Below are 22,762 nucleotides of genomic sequence, written 5' to 3' on the forward strand. Positions count from 1 at the left end.
AAAATAATGATTAAACACAAGGAAATTAACAGTGCCCTATTGGCTGGTTTTTTATTGTTCATGTTTTTGACAGGCTGCGCCGGTTTGTATCCAAGTCAAGAAAATGAAATTAGGGTACAGGCAGAGCAGCACTATATCCCAGTGCTCAAAGGGAGAAATAACGATGTGGTTTCTTTGACATTTGACCTGCAGGAAGAACAGCGGTTAAAGGAATTAACATTCCATATCGAAGGGGCTCATGTTTTGGAATCTTTGCTGGTTTATGAAGTCACGGGTGAAGGGAAAGCTGTTCAGCGGTCACCAGTGGCTGCATTGGTAGAGGTGGGCAAGAATGCAAAAATAAAGTTGGACAATGTTTTTGCAGCAGGATCCCACAAGCTCTTGATCAATGTTCAGCCCAAAGAGGAAGCTTCTTTATTGGAACAATTTCATATAAGCCCAAGCAAGGTAGCATTTGAGAAGGCCGAGACTATTCTTCAGCCCTTTGAAGAAAATCGATCTTTTAGATTGGCAACTAGTCTGAGGACTGCAGGGGATGATGGTATAGCTGCTTATCGTATTCCAGGACTGGCAACTACGGTCAAGGGTTCTTTGATCGCTGTTTATGATGCTAGATATAATAGTTCTGTGGATCTTCAGGAAGATATAGATGTGGGGATGAGTAGAAGTACAGATGGTGGAAAAAGCTGGGAGCCTATGAAAATCATTATGGATATGGGGGAATGGGGTGGAAAGCCTCAAATAGAAAACGGAATAGGCGATCCGGCTGTATTGGTGGACCATAGTGACAATACCATCTATGTGGCAGCCTTGTGGGCACATGGAAAACCGGGGGAAAGAGCGTGGTTCAGTTCTGGAGAAGGCTTTAGTCCAGAAGAAACTGGCCAGTTGATATTGGTGAAAAGCGAAGATGATGGGCAGACTTGGTCCCCGCCTATCAATATAACCTCGCAGATTAAGAAAAAGGAATGGAAACTGATGTTTAACGGTCCTGGAAAAGGGATCACCATGAGGGATGGTACTTTGGTTTTTGCAGGCCAGTTTAAGGATGAAAATGATATGCCCCACAGCACCATTATTTACAGCAAGGATAAAGGAGAAACCTGGCAGATTGGAACTGGTGCCAAGTCCAATACTACTGAGGCTCAGGTAGTGGAATTAAATGATGGTAGTTTGATGCTTAATATGCGGGATAACCGTGGAGGGGCGCGTTCTGTATCCATTACCAAAGATATGGGGAAGACATGGGAAGAGCATGGTTCCAGCAGGTCTGCCTTGCCTGAACCCGTTTGTATGGCCAGTTTGATCACTTTTCCGGAAAATAGGGTAGAGAAAGATGCCCCCAAATTATTCTTTTCTAATCCTGCTGTTACTGATGGTAGGTACAATATGACCATTAAAGAGAGCAGTGATCAAGGCTTGACTTGGTCAAAAGGCTTATTGCTGGATGCTGGAAAGGGCTGGGGCTACTCTTGCCTTACCGTGATTGATGAAGATCATTTAGGAATTCTTTATGAAAGTAGTCAGGCGCATATGACCTTTCAGATAATTCCCATTAAAGAGTTAGGCTTATGATACCTTTTAATTTTAGTAAGTTGATCCCTTGTGGATGGTTATGTATTGCCTTGGTCTTTTTTTCATGTTCAAAGGAGAGAAAAAATGGACAGACCACTGCTCAGGCCAGTAAGCCCAATATTCTATTCATTGTATCGGAGGATAATGGGCCTGAACTGGGTTGCTATGGAAACACCAATGTAAGCACCCCTCATATTGATCGGTTGGCAAAGGAAGGGGTGAAATTTGAGCATGCTTTTGTCACTTATTCTGTATGTAGTCCTTCCAGGGCTACATTGTTTACCGGCTTATATAGTCATCAGAATGGACAGATCGGACTAGCCACACATAAATTCAGTATGTATGATTCACTCAAAACCTTGCCTACTTATTTGAAGGAGGTAGGCTATAAGACGGGAATTATCGGAAAACTACATGTGAACCCCGCCGCTAGTTTTTTCTGGGACTATGAGGAAATAAAGGGCTCAAATTTTGAAAAGAAAAACCTTGGTGATTATACCTCTAAAGCACTGGAGTTTATAGAAGCAGGTCCTGACAAGCCGTTTTTCCTTATGGTGAATTTTCCTGATGCTCATTTTCCTTTGCAAAGGCAAGTTGATGGGCTTCCAGAAAATCCCTTGGATGCAGATGATATTGATGGGGTTTTGCCTTTTATGGGCTTGGAAAGTCCAAGGTTGAGAGAGTTTACGGCCAATTATTATAACAGCATGAACAGATTGGATATAGGCGTGGGAATGCTTATGGATAAGATGGCAGAGAAAAATTTATTGGATAATACCATTATCATCTACATGGGGGACCATGGTCCTCAGTTTTCAAGGGCCAAATGTTCCAATTATGAAGCTGGTTTGCGAGTTCCTTTGATCATAAAAAATCCATTCACCCCCAAATCCGCTGGTTTGGTTAGGAAGGAGTTGATTTCTTCTGTGGATATATTTCCGACCATTCTGGATATAGCTGGCGTGAAACAGCCTGATGGGCTATCGGGCAAATCTATTATGCCCTTATTGCAAGCTGATATAAAGGGGGAATGGAGAGATTATGTATTTGCAGGCGGAAATGGTTCTACCTCTATGTTTTTTTATCCGAGGAGAAGTGTGAGAAATCAGCGGTATAAATTGATTCAAAACTTATTGTATACTAGGGAAAACCCGAAATATTTATTTTATGCCAATCATCTCAATGAACATTTTGCTGGTGGAGTGGAAGAAACAGAGCTTGAAAATGCAATTCCAAGGGTGAAAGCAGCCTACGCAACTTGGAAACAACCTCCGGAATTTGAGTTATATGATCTTCAAAACGATCCCTATGAGTTTAACAACTTGATTGATGAAGGTGATTTTCAAATGGTAAAAGAAGAATTAATAGCGGCTTTGAAGAATTGGCAAATCGAAACAAATGACCCTTTGGCAAAACCCGAAGTTTTACAGCGATTTGTAGCAGAAATGGATTCGGTAAACGCCAACTATCCGAATCATTCCTACACAAAAGTTAAGGGCTTCAAGTGGAATTACCTGAAATATTTCAAATAGCACTAAAGTAAACCAACTTTCTAAAATTAGTTATTGGCTAGCACCTTCCCTTATTCAAGGGGATTGGGAAAAAGGCAGGAAGTCTCTTGACCAGTGTTTGGGTTAAAAACATCTGGGGGAATTCCTATGTCCTAAGTTTAGGATTTCTTTACGACCCCTTCAATCATCAATCGAAACAAAATTATATAAAATGGATCAGGATAAATTAGAACACTATAGTCAGTTTTATCAAGAGGCACTTTTGGAAAATATCATTCCATTTTGGGAGCAAAATTCTCCAGACAGGAAAAATGGTGGGTATTTTACTTGTTTGGACAGGAGGGGAAAGGTTTTTGATACAGACAAGTTTGTCTGGCTTCAGGGAAGACAAGCTTGGATGTTTGCTTCTCTTTATCAGAAAGTTGAACCAAGGGAAGATTGGTTAGAGCTTTCCCGATTGGGGATTGATTTTCTCGATAGATATGGTAGTGATCATAATGGTCAGTTTTACTTTTCTTTGACCAGGGAAGGTAAACCTTTAGTGCAACCGTACAATATCTTCTCAGACTGTTTTGCTGCTATGGCTTTTGGGAAATATGGTTTGGTTTCTGGTGATTTGCAATGTACTGAAAGAGCAGTGGATATTTTTAATCAGATTCTTTCTCGACAAGAAAACCCCAAGGGGATTTATAATAAAGCATTTCCAGGAACGAGACCTTTGAAGAATTTTGCTTTGCCCATGATCTTAAGCAATCTTTGCTTGGAGCTCGAATCTCTGCTGAACAAAAGTCAAGTAGAAGAAACTTTAGATCATTGTATCAATGAAGTAATGGAAAATTTCCTTGACAATGATACTTTACTGGTATATGAAAACAGGACCATGGAAAATGGTTTTTCGGATAGTTTTGAAGGGAGACTGTTGAATCCTGGTCATGCCATTGAGGCCATGTGGTTTATGATGGACATAGCCAAGAGAAGGAGCAGCCAACAGCTTGCAGTCAAAGCAGTTGAAGTTATGCTTAAGCAATTGGAATATGGATGGGATGGGGAATTTGGTGGGATATATTACTTCTTGGATGCAAAAGGGCACCCTCTCCAACAACTGGAATGGGATCAAAAGCTTTGGTGGGTACATTTGGAAACCTTGGTGGCTTTGGCCAAGGGCTATAAAATGACCGGTGATACGCGCTGTGCCAAATGGTTTGTAAAGGTTCATGAATATGCATGGAACCGGTTTTATGACAAGGAAAACGGCGAGTGGTTTGGCTATTTGAACCGGAGAGGAGAAGTGTTGCTAGACCTTAAAGGTGGCAAATGGAAAGGATGTTTTCATGTTCCAAGGGCCTTGTTACAAGTATGGAAGACCTTGGAAAAGTAGCAAAAATAGGAAACAGTATTCAGTCCTAATTTTAAGATGTAAAAATTTGTTTTTCAGCTGGTTATTGTTGTGGTGCTTGGGAAGGGTGGAACGGATATCATATCAAGGATCGCCCGACCAGTATGCACCCGACCAAATAATAAATTGGAAGTATTTATATTTAATAGACTCGAAGATGTCTTCGAAAGCTGTTAACAATCCACAATTGATTTATTTTGGCATTAACTGTATAAAAATACATTTACTAGCTTATAAACCTGATACGTGAAAATCTATGAAATATAATAGTTTAGCTCTGTTACTGTTTATGTTTTGTTTCCATTATTCAAATGCCCAAACAAGAGAAATCAGGCAACTTGAATCTTGGAGATTTTTCAAGGGTGAAAACATAAATGCTTTCAAGACTGACTTTGATGATTCTAAATGGGAAACTGTCACCGTTCCACACGACTGGGCAATTTATGGTCCATTTGACAAGGAAGTGGACAAGCAGACCGTTAGGATTGAGCAGAACAATGAAAAAGAAGCAACAGAAAAAACCGGAAGGACGGGAGCATTACCCTTTACAGGCGTAGGTTGGTACAGGACGATGTTGGAGCTTTCTGAGGAGGATTTGGGCAAGCAAGTGTTGCTGACTTTTGATGGTGCCATGAGCAATGCAGAAGTTTTTGTGAATGGAAAACAGATAGGAAATAGGCCCTATGGTTACAGTTATTTCTATTTTGACATATCAGATTATATAAGACCTGCTAGAGAAAATATTGTAGCAGTTAGGCTTAAAAACCAGGAATTTTCTTCCCGTTGGTATCCAGGAGCTGGTCTGTACAGAAAAGTTCAACTGATCCTAAAAGATCAGACAAGTTTCCAGCATTGGGGGCACTCTATCACCACGCCTTATATCAGTGATGATTTGGCTAAGGTAAACATCAAGTCCAAAGTACAGGGAAAGGACATTATAATTAAAACCAAAATTATCAATGCGGATGGTACGGAAGTAGCACATAATACTTTTTCTGAGCGTTTTGGGGATGAGCTAGCACAAAGCATTGCAGTGGAAAATCCGCAATTATGGGATATTGATCATCCCTATCTTTATACTGCAGAATTGGAGCTTTACCAAGGGGATGTGCTCAAAGATAAAGAATCGATCAGGTTTGGCATCAGAAAAATTAGTTACAGCGCAGAAAGGGGTTTTGAGTTAAACGGTGAAAAAGTAAAATTCAAAGGAGTCTGTTTGCACCATGACCTTGGACCATTAGGTACAGCGGTCAATAAAGCTGCTTTAAAAAGACAATTGACCATTCTTAAAGATATGGGGTGTAATGCTGTCCGGTCAGCACACAATATGCCATCTATCGAACAACTGGAGCTTTGTGATGAAATGGGATTATTGTTTTTGGCAGAAAGTTTTGATGAATGGAAAAAGCCAAAGGTAAAAAATGGTTATAATAAGTTTTTTGACGAATGGGCTGAAAAGGATGTGGTGAATTTAGTTCAGGCGACGCGCAATCATCCCAGTATCATCATGTGGAGTGCGGGGAATGAGGTTCCTGATCAATGGGGCAGTGAAGGAGTGAAAAGACTGAGGTGGCTGCAAGACATTTTTCATAGAGAAGATCCCACCAGGCCGGTAACCGTTGGTATGGATCAGGTGAAATCGGTAATGGAAAGTGGTTTTGGAGCCATTTTGGATGTTCCGGGGCTTAATTACCGTACCCATTTATATGAAGAAGCCTATGAGCGATTCCCACAGGGCTTTATTCTTGGATCCGAGACAGCTTCCACCGTAAGTTCAAGAGGAGTTTATAAGTTTCCGGTAGAAAAGGGCCATAGTAAAGTATATGATGATGGGCAAAGCTCATCTTATGACTTGGAATATTGTAACTGGTCCAATATCCCTGAAGATGATTTTGTTCTGCAGGATGATAAAGCTTGGGTTTTGGGAGAATTTGTTTGGACGGGATTTGATTATTTGGGAGAGCCTACACCATATGATACTTACTGGCCTTCGCGTAGTTCCTATTTTGGCATCAGTGATCTGGCAGGCTTGCCAAAAGATCGCTATTACCTGTATAGGAGCCGTTGGAACACAGAAGCTGAAACTTTGCACATTTTACCCCACTGGAATTGGGAAGGACGGGAGGGAGAAGTTACCCCTGTTTTTGTGTATACCAACTATAATAGTGCTGAATTATTTGTCAATGGAAAAAGCCAAGGAGTCCAATATAAAAGTGACCAATCTAAATTACACCGGTACCGCTTGATGTGGATGGATGTAAAGTATGAGCCTGGCACCATCAAAGTAATTGCTTTTGATGATCAGGGAAATCCTGTTGCGGAGCAAACTAGGGTTACGGCTGGGAAACCTCACCATATTCAACTGCAAGCCGATAGAAAATCCATTCAAGCAGATGGGAAGGATATTAGTTTTGTTACCGCAACTATAGTGGATAAAGATGGAAACCCATGTCCAAAAGCGGCGCATCAATTGGATTTTGAAGTAAGAGGAAATGGAAAATTCAGAGCAGTATGTAATGGTGACCCTACCTCTTTGGAATTGTTTCATCTGCCTACAATGAAAGCTTTCAGCGGGAAGTTGGTAGTATTGGTACAGTCTAGTACAGAGGAGGGGGAAATAGAATTAACGGTAAGTGGTAAAGGCCTACATAAAGAAAGGCTTATGATATCGTCAAGGTATGGTTTAGATAAATAATTTGTTTATGAAAATTGAGTTGTTTTAGACTTTGTTGAAACTGTTTGAAATAAATATTAGGTGATAATGCAAAGAATATTTTTCTTAGTAATAACATTGTTTATAAGTTGTTTTAACTGTCCTTGTTCACTGGCTCAAAGACCTATAAGGGTAGCATGTATTGGCAATTCGGTAACCTATGGAGCAGGAATTAAAGATAGAGAGCAGAATTCTTATCCTGCCCAATTGCAAAAGCTGCTAGGGGAAGCTTATACTGTAAAGAATTTTGGACATAGCGGTGCCACTTTACTTAGAAATGGACATAATCCCTACCATTTAACTGATCAATATGCTGAGGCCTTATCATTCGAACCTGATATAGCTGTGATTCATTTGGGGTTGAATGATACTGATCCAAGGAACTGGCCCAATTATCAATTAGATTTTGAAGGGGATTATTCACAGTTGATCGATACTTTGAGAAGTGTAAATCCAAAGATTGAAATTCATATAGCCAGTTTGAGCCCTATATTTAGTGGACATCCAAGGTTCAAGTCAGGTACGCGAGAATGGCACTATGAAATTCGACAAAAAATCCAATGGCTAGCAAAAGCCAACAATGTGCAATTAATGGATCTATATCAGCCGTTTGTTACGCGCCCAGATCTATTCCCTGATAATATCCATCCAAATATGGCTGGTGCAAAGATGATGGCAGACTTGGTGCATTCCTATTTGAAAAAGGACTTTGGAGGGCTGGAAATGCCATCGATTTTTGCAAATGGTATGGTACTGCAACGTGGAGACAGTACTGCTATTTTTGGTAAAGGGGATCCAGATAAGATTGTGACGGTTAAGTTTCAAGAAAAAACCAAGGAAGTTTTTGTAGATCAAGATGGCAAATGGATAGTTTACCTGGAGGATATGCCTGTAGGAGGCCCTTATGAACTGAAGGTACAGCAAGCAAATCAAACCTTACACTTTTCTGAAGTTTGGATAGGTGATGTTTGGTTATGTATGGGGCAGTCCAATATGGCTTTTCCCTTAAAATCATCTTTTTCTTGGGAGGAAGAACGTAAGCAGGAAAGCAATAAGAATTTGCACCTGTTTCAGTTGAAGCCGTTTAGAGAAACTGACAATCGGGCTTGGGACAGTTTAGCGCTACATAAGGTAAATGAACTGACATATTTTGAAGGGAAATGGAATGCAGATAGACCTGATTTTTCGGCTGTTGCCTATCATTTTGGTAAAATCCTCCAAGAGGAAACCGCGGTGCCCATAGGTTTGGTACAGCTGGCGTTGGGAGGAGCTCCCATAGAGGCATTTATAGATAGGATAACTTTGGAACAGGATGACCTGCTAGTGGATATGTTGGATAATTGGGAAACTTCAGATTTTATCATGCCTTGGGTGAGGGAGAGGGCAGCAGTGAACATATCCAATAAGCTTGATAAGCAGCAACGCCATCCTTATGAGCCAGCATATATTTATGATGCTGGTTTACAGCCAATCATGCCATTTGGTTTTAAAGGGCTTGTATGGTACCAAGGAGAAAGTAATGCCCATAATGCAGATCTTTACGCAAGACTTTTTCGAACAATGGTCAAGAGCTATCGGGAGAAATGGAATAATTCAGCGTTTCCTGTTTATTATGTACAGCTGCCAGGAATGTCAAGACCATCATGGCCTTATTTTAGGTCTATGCAATATGCATTGAGTCAGAACGTCCCCAATACTGGAATGGCAGTAAGCTTGGATTTGGGCGACTCATTGGATGTTCATCCAAAAGCCAAAGAAGAAGTAGGCAGAAGGTTGGCTTTGCAAGCATTAGTAAATACTTATGGGGCAGATTTGCTGGCTGATGGGCCGGAATTGAATAAGGTGGTGAAAGAAGGGGATATGCTGGCTTTATCCTTCCAAAATGATGAAGGACTAAGAACCAAAGATGGAAGAACTGCGGTCTTGGGATTTGCAGTAATGGATTTTCGGGGAAAGAGATTGATATTGGAAGGAGAAATTGTAGGAAATAAGGTGCTTTTACAAGTTCCTAATAACTTTTTTGTCCACAAGGTGCTTTATGGCTTTGCTCCCTTTGGCCCTGCCAATTTAGTCAATAAAGCTGGCTTGCCGATGGGGACGCTTGTGTATAGATTGTGTGATGAATAGTTAGACCATCAATTGTTATTTTGTTAAGGAATTAAGAGGGAAGATTATAGCACCTTGAAGTCTTGTATGATTTTGGCAAAAGGAGTCAAATATTCTGGATGGCTATGTTGATATCATCGTCATTTTACTGCTTTTATGGACTTTTAAAATGGCTTGATTTGCTTCTTGATCCAATTATTTATGGCGTTTTTCCGCAAGAGACTTTAAATACACAGAGAAATCCATGTTATGGGACGGTCCTTTTATTTCTTTGTCATTATATAGCGGCATGGAACTTCTTGAACTGTAGCATATGCATGGATAAAAATAGTATTTGATTAAAGCAAGTTTTTGTTGTGTTATTCACGATCAATTGATTTCTGTTATGGTTATTATTGTTTGATTTTGCCAATATTTACGAAATGTTGGCAGCGATTATAGGGTAATTACCCATTCCCGATCAATTGCAGAGTATTTTTAGTAGGATTTGATTTTGTTCCGCAGATAAAATGTCCGAGGCGATAGTTTTGGACGGTTAGCAAATCAAAACACCTAAATCTGCAATAGATTTTACAGCATAATACTTTGTTTTATATTAATGACGCCAGCATGAAAAAGATTTCACTTGTAATTTTATTAACACTACTTCTAGGCTCAGTCTACAGTCAAGAAAAGCCAAACATTCTTGTCATCATGGGAGATGACATTGGATATTGGAACCTGAGTTACAATAACAGAGGAATGATGGGCTATAGCACGCCCAATATTGATAAATTGGCAGCAGGAGGAGCTACATTTACTGATTATTATGCAGAACAATCCTGCACAGCAGGAAGGGCCGCATTTATTACAGGACAAATGCCTGTTAGGACAGGGATGACTAAGGTGGGGATTCCAGGAGCTACTTTAGGTATACAACCTGAAGATCCTACATTGGCAGAATTACTAAAGCCTTTGGGATATGCTACAGGGCAATTTGGAAAAAACCACTTAGGAGACCTTGATGAATTTTTGCCTACCAACCATGGTTTTGATGAGTTTTTCGGGAACCTGTACCATTTGAATGCAGAAGAAACGCCAGAGAATTCTTATTATCCCAAGAACCCAGAATTTAGGAAGAAATTCGGACCTAGAGGAGTTATAAAGAGTTCTGCCGATGGCAGCGTAGAAGATACTGGCCCATTGACCAAAAAGAGAATGGAGACGATTGACCAGGAAGTACTGAATGCAACTACTGATTTTATTGATCGTCAGGTTGATGCCGACAAACCGTTTTTTGTATGGTTCAATACCACTAGAATGCACTATGTGACCCATGTACCAGAGGAGTATGAGGGCAAAACTGGCTTAAGTGAATATGCAGATGGTATGGTGCAGCACGATGACCAGATCGGCCAATTACTGGATAAATTGGAAGAGTTAGGGGTAGATGACAATACCATTATTATCTACACAACTGATAATGGACCACATTTTAATATGTGGCCTGATGGTGGAGTCACGCCATTCAGAGGAGAGAAAAATACCAACTGGGAAGGTGGCTACAGATTGCCTTGTATTATTAAATGGCCAGGTAAAATCCCTGCAGGCTCAGTCTTTAATGAAATTGTAGCTGGAAACGATTGGTTACCTACTTTGATGGCTGCTGTTGGGGACGACCAAATCAAAGAAAAATTAATGGATGGTTACCAAATTGGGGACATGACCTATAAGGTTCACTTGGATGGTTATAATATATTGCCCTTCCTGACTGGAAAAAAAGAAGTGAGCAAAGATCAGTATGGAGCTACTAATTGGCCACGAAGGGAGTTTTTCTATTGGAATGATGACGGACAATTGGTGGCCATGCGCTATGATCGTTGGAAATTGGTATTCATGGAACAGCAGTCTTCCAAGTTTGGAGTATGGATGTACCCATTCGTTCAGTTGAGAATTCCTTTGATATTTGACCTTAGGATGGATCCATTTGAGCGTGCTCAACACAACGCCAATAGTTATTATGAATGGATGGAAGGTATTGTACAATTTGCAGGCGGTGCATCCCAAGCCATAGCAGGCAAGATGATTTCCTCATTTCAGGAATACCCTCCAAGACAAAAACCTGCTTCCTTTAACTTGGACGAAGTGATGGAATCTTTAACAGCAGGTCAAAAAGGAAATTAATGTTGGAATAATTATTAATGTGAGTAGACATAGTGGTATTTGATTTTTCAAATAGATAGAAGAGAGGCTTAAATAAAATTATTTATATGAGAATTCATAAACACTAATACTATGAAAAAAACAACACTAATAATTTTATTTTCCCTGGTTTTTGGGGCATTAAGCGCCCAAGACAAACCCAATATCTTGGTGATTTGGGGAGATGATATTGGCTGGTCGAATGTTAGTTTCAATAACAACGGAATGATGGGGTATAAAACACCCAATATCGATCGAATAGCAAATGAAGGTGCTTCATTTACTGATTGGTACGGTCAGCAATCTTGTACGGCTGGGCGAGCAGCATTTATCTTAGGCCAGCATCCTTTTAGAACGGGTTTATTGACCATAGGAATGCCTGGTTCTAAGCATGGTGTCAAAGAAACTCAGCCTACCATTGCTGACTTGCTTAAGCCACAAGGATATGCTACTGGTCAATTTGGTAAGAACCATTTGGGAGATCAGGATGAACACCTTCCTACCAACCATGGTTTTGACGAGTTCTTTGGTAACCTTTATCACTTGAATGCTGAAGAAGAGCTAGAAGGGTATTATTATCCAAAGGATGCAGAGTTTCGTAAAAAGTTTGGTCCTCGTGGTGTGATTCATAGTACAGCGGACGGTAAAGTGGAAGATACGGGACCGTTGACCAGACAACGAATGGAAACGGTGGATGATGAGTTTGAGAATGCTGCAGTTGAATTTATCAAAAAAGCACATGAAGATGGTAAGCCTTTCTTTGTATGGATGAATTCAACACGGTGCCACGTTTGGACACACTTGAAGCCGGAAAGTGATGGTAAGACAGGTATTGGTCTATATCCTGATGCTATGGTAGAGCACGATTTAGCGGTAGGTCGTTTATTGGACTTACTTGATGAATTAGGCATTGCTGATAATACCATTGTCATGTATTCTACTGATAATGGTGCAGAGAAAGCGACTTGGCCTGATGGTGGTTCTACTCCATTCAGAGGTGAGAAAGGTACGACATGGGAAGGAGGTTTTCGCGTACCTACAGCCATTCGTTGGCCTGGAGTGATCAAGCCAGGCACGGTTTACAATGATGTTTTTTCTCATGAAGACATGATGCCAACCTTATTGGCAGCTGCGGGAGAACCTAATATCAAGGAGAAAGTATTGAATGGGTATCAGGCAAATGGCAAGACATTTAAGCAACACCTGGATGGTTACAATATGATGCCATATTTCAAAGGTGAAGTGGAAGAGTCTCCCCGAAAGGAAATATTCTATTTTGATGCTGGTGCGAATATGAATGCGATTCGTTATGGTAATTGGAAATTGCACTTTACCATTATGGAAGGAGATATAACTGAGGCCTATAGAAAATCACCAAGTTGGCCATATGTAATCAACCTTCGGGCTGATCCTTACGAAGTATCACCTGATTCCCGAATGTATGTAAGGTGGTATGCAGAAAATATGTGGCTTTTTGTACCTGCTCAGCAATATGCTGCTCAGTTCCTGGCTACATTTAAAGATTTCCCTCCTCAAACAGGGTCTTCTTTATCCATAGATAAGGTAGTTCAGCAAATGACCGCACCTCCTAGAAATTAATGTTAAAATGTGAAGGTTAAGTTGAGTGAATGTCCAGTTATATGGATATTCACTTTTTTTAACGATAATCTATATTTCTATGAATAAGATATTCATTCTTTATATTTCACTGGGATATATTTGCTTTGCGTGTTCAGGTCCCCAACAGGAAGAGATTGATACTACTTTAGAGCACAATGAAGGTAATATCAGTGGGGCAACCATGCTATTATCTTCCTGGGAAATGAAACCTCGAAAGAGAATTATGGAATGGGTAGAACAGGTAACAGATTCTTTGTCCTTGGATTATATACCAGAATCAGATAGGATCGCTGTTTTTGATAATGATGGAACCCTTTGGACCGAACAACCCATGTATTTCCAATTGGCCTTTGCCATTGATGAAATCAAAAGAATGGCTCCTGATCATCCGGAATGGACCGATAAGGGACTGTTTAAGCCTCTTTTGGAAGGTGATGTACAAGGTTTTTTGGCAGGGGGAGAAGAGTCCTTATTGGCTTTGCTAAAGGCCAGCCACACAGGAATGACCACAGAAGAGTTTGACCAAAGGGTCAAAACATGGATGAAAACTGCCACACATCCTGATACAGGAAAGCACTATAATGAGATGGTTTTTCAGCCCATGCTTGAATTATTGGACTATTTGCAGGCCAATGGTTTCAAAACGTTTATCGTTTCTGGCGGAGGAATAGATTTTATGAGGGCATGGGCGGAGGAAGCTTATGGAATTCCTCCTTATCAAATTGTCGGATCTGTAGGAGGCTTGTCCTATGAAATGGAAGGAGAAAAGCCTGTATTGAATAAGTTGCCTGAGTTATATTTTAATGATGATAAAGCAGGCAAGCCAGTGGGAATCTCTAGAAATATAGGAAAGCGGCCTGTATTTGCTGCAGGAAATAGTGATGGCGATTATGAAATGCTTCAATATACTTCCACAGGTCATGGCAAAAGATTCGGAATGTATATTCATCATACTGATTCTGTCAGAGAATATGCCTATGATCGTGAATCTCATATTGGGAAATTGGATAAGGGGCTGGATGATGCAGAAAAATACAATTGGTTGGTGGTGGACATGGCCAAAGACTGGAAAGTGATTTATCCCTATAATAAAAAATAAGGAGAGAGTAACCTATAGATCAATTAAAGAAAAGGGTTTATGAGTAATTTAGAGCGTATTCAGCAACTACACCAACAAATGTCATCATCAATCATTGGCCAAGACGAATTGATTCACCGCCTGATATTGGTTTTGTTGGCGGATGGAAATATGTTGTTGGAAGGATTGCCAGGATTGGCTAAAACCCGGGCCATTAAATCCTTGGCAAAAGCGCTTGAGTGTGGATTAAGTAGGATTCAGTTTACCCCAGACTTGCTTCCCTCAGATGTGACGGGGACAGAAATTTATCAACCTGAATCAAAGGAGAAGTTTATTTTTCAGCAAGGACCTATTTTTAGTAACCTGATCCTAGCAGATGAGATCAACAGGGCCCCTGCAAAGGTACAATTAGCCTTGTTGGAAGCGATGGAAGAAAGACAGGTTTCAGTAGCAGGAAAGACCTATCCGATGGATCCGCTTTTTATGGTTATGGCTACACAGAACCCTGTAGAACAGGAAGGAACCTATCCGCTTCCTGAAGCCCAGATGGATAGATTTTTGATGCATGTCATGATTGATTATCCATCTGACTCAGCTGAATTGGAGATTTTGCGCTTAAATCGCTCCGAGCAAAAAAAACAGAAAGAACAGGAAAGCACACCTTTATCCCCGGAAATAATTTTCGAAGCCAGAAAAGAAATTGCAGCAGTGACCATTTCCGAAAATATGGAAAAGTACATTGTAGACATCATTTCGGCAACGCGCTATCCTAAAAAGTACAGCGAAGAATTAGCTACTTGGATAGACTTTGGTGCCAGTCCTAGGGGAAGTATAGCCATTGACCGGGCATGCAGAACACATGCCTGGATGGAGGGAAGGGACTTTGTTTCTCCGGAGGACATCAGGGCAGTAGTCCATGACTGTCTTCGCCATCGCCTGATCCTGAGTTATGAGGCCAATGCAGATGGCATTACCGCGGATAATGTGCTGGAGACTGTACTGAAAGAGGTAGCTGTAGTTGCATAAAAATTGGAGTGAATGGCTAAGTCAAAAGAGACCTTTCCAAAAGATGTATTTATTTCCCTAAAGGAGCTTCTAGGGATGGAGCATCTTGCCATGCATTTTAGTTTATTGGCCAGAAAGCAAAAAGTCAACAGTATATTGGGGGGAAAACATGCTTCCAAATTAAGAGGAAGGGGTTTGGATTTTGAGGAAGTGCGAAATTATGTGAACGGTGATGATATCCGGAATATTGATTGGAAAGTAACTGCCCGTACCCATCAGACGCATACACGGGTATTTACAGAAGAAAAAGAAAAGCCAGCATTAATAATCGTCGACCAATCCAAATCCATGCTGTTTGGCTCACAGCAATACACTAAATCCGTCGTGGCAGCCCGATTGGCCGCAATGGTGGCCTTTAGGGTTTTAAAACAAGGTGACAGGGTCGGGAGAGTAATTTTTGCAGATAATGGAGTAGACATTATTTTCCCTAAGAGAGACAGAAAAAATATCTTGAGGTTTTTTGAAATGATCGTTAGCCGGAATCATGAATTGGCCGATTCTGCACCGGTAATGTTTGAGGAGGCACTACAAGAAACGATCAAAAAAGTAAGAAATATGGTGACCCATGATTTTTTGGTGGTGGTTATCAGTGATTTTTTGAGGTATTCTCCACAACTGACAAAGTTTATCACACAAATAGCCCAGCACAATGATGTTTTATTGGCTAAAGTAACTGGTCCTATGGAATGGGAAATCCCCCATATCAAATTTGTAGCAGGAGATAATCATAGTCAAGTGGCTATCGATGGGAAAAAAAAGAATACAAGGGATGACCTACAAAATCGGTTTAAAACTGATTTTACTAAGTTTAAAGGGGAAATGAAAAGACATAGAGTTCCCCTCTTCAGTATCAATACAGTGGCACCCGTAGATGTGCAGTTAAAAGAGATTTTTAAAGGGACAGGTAAATGAGGAATGTATTGCAATTGGATAGCTTGCCCACAAATGATACCACCGCCGTAGCTCAATTATTACATGGGGCTGAACTTTATGAACCTGCGGCAGTGGATTTCAGCTTTGAAACCATAGGATGGTGGGGGCTTGGTTTGCTCTTACTGTTGGTGACTTTGATACTGGGTTATTTTGGTCTCAGAAGGTATTGGAAGAATAAATATAGAAGAGAGGCATTGGATAGGATCAAAAGGGTAGCAGAGGAAGAACAGCTTACGACGGAGGTTTTTGTAGTATTAAAAAATACAGCTATAAAAGCCTTTGGTCGTAGAAGGGTGGGGGGACTCTATGATCATGATTGGTTAGCTTTTTTGGAAAAAACAGGAAAGCAAGTGAATTTTTTGGATAGGGAAGAGGAGCTTTTGACAGCCTTGTATAGAAATGTGCTCTTGAGCAATGAGGGGAAAAGAAAGCTTATGGTCAACGCAGAAAAATGGGTGAAAACGCATGCCAGACAACTTTGAAATAGGAAATATATGGGCTTTGTACCTGCTGCCGGTTCCGCTTTTGGTGTATTGGCTGCTACCGCCTATCCGGATAAAAAGTTCTTCTATTAATTTGCCCACCTATCCTAAATTGCTGGATCAAACAGGTCAAAAGCCACGAAAGGCCGCAATGGTCCAAAGGAAAGGAATTGTTTCTTGGTTTTACCTGATATTGATTTGGTGTTTGCTATTGGCTGCCCTGTCTTCCCCACAATTGGTGGGGAAGCCTGAATTGAAAGTAAAGACCTCCCGGAGTTTCTTGATTGCCGCTGATATTTCGTTCAGTATGGCCACTGATGATTGGATGATAGATGGAGAAAAAGTTCGCCGATGGGATGCGGTCAAAGCAGTGATGCATGATTTTATAGCACAAAGAAAGGGAGATAGGATGGGCTTGTTATTTTTTGGCTCCAGTGCTTATATTCAGGCTCCTTTTACCCCAGATCTACAAACTGTAGATCAATTGCTAGAGGAAGCTGATGTAGGAATGGCTGGGCAAATGACCAACATTGGCAAAGCTATTTCAAAAGGAGCTACACTTTTTGAAAAAGATACCATTGAAACCAAGGTCATGCTACTACTGACAGATGGTGTAGATGCTGGGACTGATATTTTGCCCCTTGATGCAGCAGATATGGCGAGGAGAGATTCTATCATTATTTACACCATCGGTATCGGAGATCCTTTTAGTAATCAGAGTGACCTGGATGAGGACACCTTGAAAGAAATTGCCGAAATGACCGGCGGACAATATTTTAGGGCCATTGATACGGAGCGGTTAAACGAAATTTATGAAGAACTGAACAAGTTGGAGCCGATAGAATATGAGGAGGAGGAAAACAGACCCGAAACATTACTATATATCTACCCACTTGGCATAGCCTTGGCGCTGATGCTACTTGGGATGCTGGTAGGTAATATGGGCAGCACCATAAAAAGAATGCAAAGAAAGGATGCTTATGTTTGATGAGGTTTTACCGATTGATGTGGAAGTTTTTCATTTCCTTAGGCCTCAATGGTTATGGACGATAGTACCGGCATTAGTTTTCTTTATTTGGGGCATCCTGAGTATTAAGAGTGGGGTGAAATGGAAAAAAGTCATTGCTCCTCATCTGAGGGCCTATGTTATTCAAAAGGGGACTGAGCGGATGAAAATCCTCATGCACAGTTTACTTTTTTTAGGGTTTTGTTTGGGGAGCTTGGCAATGGCAGGACCTACTTGGAAAAAGGTAGAAGTGCCCGGCCAGGAATTGGAAACGCCTTTGGTGATTTGTTTGGATTTGTCCCAGAGCATGATGGCGGAAGATATGCAGCCCAATAGGCTTGAAAGGGCCAAGTTTAAAATCAATGACTTTTTGGACCAAAACCCTCAAGCGAGGGTCTCATTGCTGGCTTTTTCGGGTACTGCCCATACAGTGGTTCCTTTGACAAGGGATTATGATATTATCAGAAGTCATTTGGAAGGTCTGTCTCCCTCCATCATGCCCGTTCAAGGATCTGATTTAGGGGCAGCTTTGGCCTTGGCTGACTCCATCATTAAAGTTACTTCAGCTCCAGGGACAATTTTGATCATGTCCGATGATTTTGAGGATCAGGAATTTGATGAAATCCAAAGGTTGGCCAGTACTTCAGGTAATCTGCTAGAAATACTGGTATACAATACCCCAATGGGGGCTGCCGTGCCTTCCCCTTCAGGAAGAGGGAATTTAAAAGTAAATGGAAAAGAGGTGGTTTCTGTAATGAATCGCCAAATTGTCCAAAAATTCAATTCCCTGGAAAAGGTAACAGTAACGCCCTTGACCTTGGACGATAGTGATGTAGAGGCTATCTCAAAGAAGGTAAGAGCTAATTTGATCTTTACAGAAAAGCCCGAAGAAAAAGCTGATCAATGGCAGGATAGAGGACTATTGCTGATCATACCGATGATTTTGATTTTTCTAATGTGGTTTCGAAAAGGATGGGTGCTCTATGCTTTGCTTTTGATTACTTTTTCTTCTTGTGGAAAGGTAAATAGCTTTGATGACCTGTGGTTTACGGCCGATTATCAAGGTCAATTGCTCAGCAATAAGGGGGAATTTGAGAAGGCCGCCGAAAAATACAATGATCCCATGAGAAAGGGTGTAGCCTATTTTAAATCGGGAAAATATACTGAAGCGATTCAGGCCTTTGCCAAAGATACTACAGCAGAAGGAGCTTATAACTTAGGCCTAGCCTATTATAAGAATGGAGACTTGACAGCAGCTTGGGCTGCATTTGGTTTGGCCACCGAAATGGACCCGAATATGGAGCAGGCAATTGCCAATATGGAAGCCATGAGCAAAATGATGTCGGGTACAAGTGAAGTAGATCCTCAGGAGGCACAAGAAGCAGAAAACGGTACTGCAGACAATACCCAAGAAAATGACAGTATGGAAGATTTGGGAGGAGGTGGACAGGAAGCCACCGAGGAGGATATGAAGGAGGAAAGATTATCCGAAACAGTCAATACAGATGTGAGGAAAGCAAAAGAGCTGGAAGAAGTTCCAGATGATATTGGCGCTCACCAACAAGAAACTAATAATCAAAAAGTATTGCTGCAGAAGGTGGATGATGATCCTGCCTTATTTATGAAAAGAAAATTTGAATACCAGTTAAAAAACGGAAAGGTAAAGCCGAGTGCTGATGAAAAGGCTTATTAAATACATATTGATAGTTTATGGAATATGTCTTGGACTTCTATTGTCCTTGCCCAGTAAGGGCCAACAGGTATGGGCAGAAGTTCATTTAAACCAATCGACTGTTTATGTAGGCCAACCGGTCACTGTGGGCATCAAGGTGTATACCTCTACTTGGTTTACCCGTGGCATTGATTTGGGAAATCTTCAGGTAAATGGAGCTTTTACGACCTATTTTAGACCCGTGAGTGGTTCCATTAGTAAAAATGGTATGACCTATTCGAATGTGGAGCTGATATATCATGTATTCCCTTATAAAGAAGAGAATATCGTTTTTCCAAGTCTTGATATTTCTGTTGAAACCCCTCCCGAGGGTGATTATAAGGGGGTAAAAATGGAATTGCAAACTGAGCAAAAACTGATCAAGGTAAAACCTGTTCCTCCTGGTTTTGAAACAAATGATTGGTTAGTGGCAGGTGGTTTGACTGTGGATGGAAGTTGGAGTGGGAGCCTCAATGATGTAAAGGTGGGGGACGTTCTTGAGCGCAAAATAGTAAGAACAGCCTCAGGAACCATGTCCAGATTGATACCGCCCATTAATTGGGATACTGTTCCAGGCTTGGGACTATATCCCGATAGAACCAGCTTAAATGATAATAAGGGGAAGACATCCATCAGTGCTTCTCGCACTGAGGCAATGAAATATCTTTTTGAGAAGGAGGGAGAGATTACGATTCCAGAAATGGTTTTTCATTGGTACAATCCTTATCAGGATAAACTTTACAAAAGAACCCTAAAATCGGTGAAAATTGAGGTCAAGGCCAACCCAAACATGGGGATTTTGACAACGATTAAAGACTCCCTTGCTTCTCAGGAAGCACAGCTGCTGATGGATACAGTGGAAAAAAAGCCTTTTACATGGCTAGGTTTTTCTTGGAAGCAATTGCTGATCTTGTGTGTAATACTGTTTGTGCTGGTATTCTTTGTTGTAAAAATAACCAGGAACTTGATCAACTGGAACAGGACTAGGCAGCAGGCTTACTTGCATTCGGAAAGGTATTATTGGGATTTGTTCTTGCATGCAGCCAAGAAAAATCAATCCAAAGAAACGCTCAAGTCTATTTATAGGTGGATTGACGAATTGGATCTGAAGGAACCAAGTTTGAAATATTTTATTAAAAACTATGGGACGTCTCAACTAAAGGAAAAGCTGGCGACGTCAAATGGAAAAATTGAAATAGCTTTCTTCAGTCATCACTTAAATGATTTTAAACTATCAAGGAAGCGTTATTTGCAGGGAAAAGGAAAAGTTTTCAGGCCTTCAAGGTCCTGGGTGAATCCTTAAATTATTTTTTGTGATTGGACTTGAATGGGGATAGGTATAAAAAACTGTTTTAAGTCATTTTAGTATAAGATTATGTTCATAAAAGGGCTTTTGCCCTTTGACTTTTTTGGAAATAGCACAAAGGCAAATGTTTTATTGATGAAATAATGCTAAGGGTTTATTATCTTTAACGCTCCCAAAAACCTAAATAATTTCCCTGGAATTGGGTTTTTCAATTGATAGGGAACTAATAAATAACTAACAACATAAATATGAAGGATTTAGCAGATATCGGGCTGATAGGATTGGCGGTAATGGGTGAAAACTTGGTCTTAAATATGGAGAGCAAGGGTTTTACAGTAGCTGTATTTAACCGTTCTACAGAAAAGGTAGATAAATTTATTGAAGGAAGAGGAGCAGGGAAAAAGTTTATAGGTACCCATTCTATAAAACAGCTTGTCGAGTCATTGGAAACACCTCGAAAAGTAATGATGCTAGTGAAAGCAGGAGATCCTGTTGACCATTTTATTGATCAGATAATTCCTCATTTAGAACCTGGTGATATTATAATAGATGGAGGTAATTCTTATTATGAAGACACCATTAGAAGAACCAAGTATGTAGAGAGCAAAGGATTTAAGTTCATTGGTACGGGGGTTTCTGGTGGAGAAATCGGAGCATTGCGTGGTCCATCCATGATGCCCGGAGGAAGCAAAGAGGCATGGCCTGAGGTAAAAGAGATCTTTCAGGCTATTTCTGCAAAAGTGGATGGAGGGGTCCCTTGTTGTGATTGGGTAGGTGCAGATGGTGCGGGCCACTATGTGAAAATGATCCATAATGGCATCGAGTATGGAGATATGCAAATCATCAATGAAGCTTATCAGTTTATGAAGGATGTGCTTAAAATGTCCTATGATGAGATGCATGCCACATTTAAGAAGTGGAATGAGGAGGAATTGGATTCTTATTTGATAGAGATTACTGCAGATATCATGGCTTATAAGGACACTGACGGTGAGCCTATGGTAGAGAAAATCTTGGATACAGCGGGGCAAAAGGGCACAGGTAAGTGGACTGGTATTGATGCGATGCACTTAGGAGTTCCTTTGACTTTGATCGCGGAATCAGTTTTCTCTCGTTTCCTATCTGCTCAGAAAGACCTAAGAGTCCAAGCTTCTAAGGTATTTAAGCCAACAGAAGTGAACTTTGATGGCGATAAAGCCAAAATGTTGGATGACCTTAAAATGGCATTGTATGGGGCAAAGATCATTTCTTATGCCCAAGGCTATAATTTGTTGATGGAAGCATCTAAGGCTTATAACTGGGAGTTGAACTATGGTGATATTGCCTTGATGTGGCGAGGTGGTTGCATCATTCGTTCAGCCTTTTTGGGAGACATCAAAAAGGCCTTTGACAAATCACCAGATCTCCCTCATTTATTATTGGATTCTTTCTTTAAGGAGAAAGTAGAGGCGGCTCAGCAGGGTTGGAGGAATGTTTGTGCTACCGCAGTAATGAACGGTATTCCAGTACCTACCATTGCTTCAGCATTGTGTTATTTTGACGGCTTCAAATCAGAGCGGCTGCCTGCCAATTTACTACAAGCACAGAGAGATTATTTTGGAGCGCACACATATGAGCGTATTGATAAGCCAAGAGGTGAGTTCTTCCATACCAATTGGACGGGAGAAGGTGCGGATACAGTGTCTACGGCCTATAACAGCTAATATTTATTGTTTAAAGCAAAAATGACTTTGTAAAAGAAAAAGGGGAAGCAACAGTTTCCCCTTTTTCTTACCATTGATATTTGACAAGGGGATTATATAATATGCATCCAAATTACCCTGGACATTTTATAATTAAATGACCATAGCAAAATTATTGGTGCAATTAGTAAGTAAATAAGATATTTGTCATTGATTCCTAGGGTCAGATAGAGAAGAAAAGAAATAGCAGCTTCTAATACACATAGCGCATAACTGACGTACATAGCCCCAAAGAAAAACCCGGGTTCCTTTTCAAATCGGTGCTGGCAATTTGGGCAGTGTTGATGCATTTTTGGGATGAAGAAGAAACCCAGCAAACCGGTATTTTCAAATACTT

General features: G+C 40.7%; 15 protein-coding genes. All 15 read left to right on the forward strand.

Features of this window, described 5'->3' with window-relative positions; all coding sequences use genetic code 11:
- Window positions 1-6 precede the first annotated feature (6 nt).
- The 15 genes from KZP23_RS15240 (at window position 7) to gnd (ending at window position 22,386) form a co-directional block, all read left to right on the forward strand.
- Entirely contained in the window at window positions 7-1,575 is a 1,569-nt protein-coding gene (locus KZP23_RS15240) for a sialidase family protein (RefSeq protein WP_226332649.1), read from the forward strand.
- Window positions 1,572-3,107 carry a sulfatase family protein gene (locus tag KZP23_RS15245; protein WP_226332650.1) on the forward strand — a complete coding sequence of 512 codons (1,536 nt, stop codon included), beginning with the start codon at window positions 1,572-1,574 and terminating at the stop codon, window positions 3,105-3,107. The genes KZP23_RS15240 and KZP23_RS15245 overlap by 4 nt, the downstream gene beginning before the upstream one ends.
- A gap of 190 nt (window positions 3,108-3,297) precedes the next feature.
- Entirely contained in the window at window positions 3,298-4,464 is a 1,167-nt protein-coding gene (locus KZP23_RS15250) for an AGE family epimerase/isomerase (protein WP_226332651.1), read from the forward strand.
- A gap of 274 nt (window positions 4,465-4,738) precedes the next feature.
- Window positions 4,739-7,177, forward strand: coding sequence for a DUF4982 domain-containing protein (locus tag KZP23_RS15255; protein WP_226332652.1), 2,439 nt, complete (start codon window positions 4,739-4,741; stop codon window positions 7,175-7,177).
- Between the two features lie 66 nt (window positions 7,178-7,243).
- Window positions 7,244-9,322: a GDSL-type esterase/lipase family protein gene (locus KZP23_RS15260; RefSeq protein ID WP_226332653.1), complete on the forward strand. Its 2,079-nt coding sequence runs from the start codon at window positions 7,244-7,246 to the stop codon at window positions 9,320-9,322.
- Between the two features lie 588 nt (window positions 9,323-9,910).
- Window positions 9,911-11,464, forward strand: a complete 1,554-nt coding sequence (locus KZP23_RS15265; RefSeq protein ID WP_226332654.1) for an arylsulfatase — start codon at window positions 9,911-9,913, stop codon at window positions 11,462-11,464.
- 111 nt (window positions 11,465-11,575) lie between these two features.
- Window positions 11,576-13,081, forward strand: coding sequence for an arylsulfatase (locus tag KZP23_RS15270; RefSeq protein WP_226332655.1), 1,506 nt, complete (start codon window positions 11,576-11,578; stop codon window positions 13,079-13,081).
- A 79-nt stretch (window positions 13,082-13,160) separates the two neighbouring features.
- A complete protein-coding gene (locus KZP23_RS15275) occupies window positions 13,161-14,201 on the forward strand; it encodes an HAD family hydrolase (RefSeq protein WP_226332656.1) in 1,041 nt (346 codons plus the stop codon).
- A gap of 39 nt (window positions 14,202-14,240) precedes the next feature.
- Complete coding sequence (locus KZP23_RS15280) at window positions 14,241-15,206, forward strand: AAA family ATPase (protein WP_226332657.1); 966 nt, start codon at window positions 14,241-14,243, stop codon at window positions 15,204-15,206.
- Window positions 15,207-15,218: 12 nt separating this feature from the next.
- A complete protein-coding gene (locus KZP23_RS15285) occupies window positions 15,219-16,157 on the forward strand; it encodes a DUF58 domain-containing protein (RefSeq protein ID WP_226332658.1) in 939 nt (312 codons plus the stop codon).
- Window positions 16,154-16,660: a DUF4381 domain-containing protein gene (locus tag KZP23_RS15290; RefSeq protein ID WP_226332659.1), complete on the forward strand. Its 507-nt coding sequence runs from the start codon at window positions 16,154-16,156 to the stop codon at window positions 16,658-16,660. The genes KZP23_RS15285 and KZP23_RS15290 overlap by 4 nt, the downstream gene beginning before the upstream one ends.
- Window positions 16,644-17,648, forward strand: coding sequence for a VWA domain-containing protein (locus KZP23_RS15295; RefSeq protein ID WP_226332660.1), 1,005 nt, complete (start codon window positions 16,644-16,646; stop codon window positions 17,646-17,648). Before KZP23_RS15290 ends, KZP23_RS15295 begins: the two co-directional genes overlap by 17 nt.
- Window positions 17,641-19,359, forward strand: a complete 1,719-nt coding sequence (locus tag KZP23_RS15300) for a VWA domain-containing protein (protein ID WP_226332661.1) — start codon at window positions 17,641-17,643, stop codon at window positions 19,357-19,359. The genes KZP23_RS15295 and KZP23_RS15300 overlap by 8 nt, the downstream gene beginning before the upstream one ends.
- On the forward strand, window positions 19,343-20,680 hold the full coding sequence (locus KZP23_RS15305) for a hypothetical protein (RefSeq protein WP_226332662.1): 1,338 nt from the start codon (window positions 19,343-19,345) through the stop codon (window positions 20,678-20,680). The genes KZP23_RS15300 and KZP23_RS15305 overlap by 17 nt, the downstream gene beginning before the upstream one ends.
- 251 nt (window positions 20,681-20,931) lie before the next feature.
- Window positions 20,932-22,386 (forward strand): decarboxylating NADP(+)-dependent phosphogluconate dehydrogenase, encoded by a 1,455-nt coding sequence (gnd, locus tag KZP23_RS15310; RefSeq protein WP_226332663.1) that lies wholly within the window; start codon window positions 20,932-20,934, stop codon window positions 22,384-22,386.
- Window positions 22,387-22,762 lie beyond the last annotated feature (376 nt).

Source organism: Echinicola marina (assembly GCF_020463795.1).
GTDB lineage: Bacteria > Bacteroidota > Bacteroidia > Cytophagales > Cyclobacteriaceae > Echinicola > Echinicola marina.

Coding starts and splice junctions, on each gene's coding strand:
- KZP23_RS15240 (WP_226332649.1), top strand. CDS start 7: ATGATTAAACACAAGGAAATTAACAGTGCCCTATTGGCTGGTTTTTTA.
- KZP23_RS15245 (WP_226332650.1), top strand. CDS start 1,572: ATGATACCTTTTAATTTTAGTAAGTTGATCCCTTGTGGATGGTTATGT.
- KZP23_RS15250 (WP_226332651.1), top strand. CDS start 3,298: ATGGATCAGGATAAATTAGAACACTATAGTCAGTTTTATCAAGAGGCA.
- KZP23_RS15255 (WP_226332652.1), top strand. CDS start 4,739: ATGAAATATAATAGTTTAGCTCTGTTACTGTTTATGTTTTGTTTCCAT.
- KZP23_RS15260 (WP_226332653.1), top strand. CDS start 7,244: ATGCAAAGAATATTTTTCTTAGTAATAACATTGTTTATAAGTTGTTTT.
- KZP23_RS15265 (WP_226332654.1), top strand. CDS start 9,911: ATGAAAAAGATTTCACTTGTAATTTTATTAACACTACTTCTAGGCTCA.
- KZP23_RS15270 (WP_226332655.1), top strand. CDS start 11,576: ATGAAAAAAACAACACTAATAATTTTATTTTCCCTGGTTTTTGGGGCA.
- KZP23_RS15275 (WP_226332656.1), top strand. CDS start 13,161: ATGAATAAGATATTCATTCTTTATATTTCACTGGGATATATTTGCTTT.
- KZP23_RS15280 (WP_226332657.1), top strand. CDS start 14,241: ATGAGTAATTTAGAGCGTATTCAGCAACTACACCAACAAATGTCATCA.
- KZP23_RS15285 (WP_226332658.1), top strand. CDS start 15,219: ATGGCTAAGTCAAAAGAGACCTTTCCAAAAGATGTATTTATTTCCCTA.
- KZP23_RS15290 (WP_226332659.1), top strand. CDS start 16,154: ATGAGGAATGTATTGCAATTGGATAGCTTGCCCACAAATGATACCACC.
- KZP23_RS15295 (WP_226332660.1), top strand. CDS start 16,644: ATGCCAGACAACTTTGAAATAGGAAATATATGGGCTTTGTACCTGCTG.
- KZP23_RS15300 (WP_226332661.1), top strand. CDS start 17,641: ATGTTTGATGAGGTTTTACCGATTGATGTGGAAGTTTTTCATTTCCTT.
- KZP23_RS15305 (WP_226332662.1), top strand. CDS start 19,343: ATGAAAAGGCTTATTAAATACATATTGATAGTTTATGGAATATGTCTT.
- gnd (WP_226332663.1), top strand. CDS start 20,932: ATGAAGGATTTAGCAGATATCGGGCTGATAGGATTGGCGGTAATGGGT.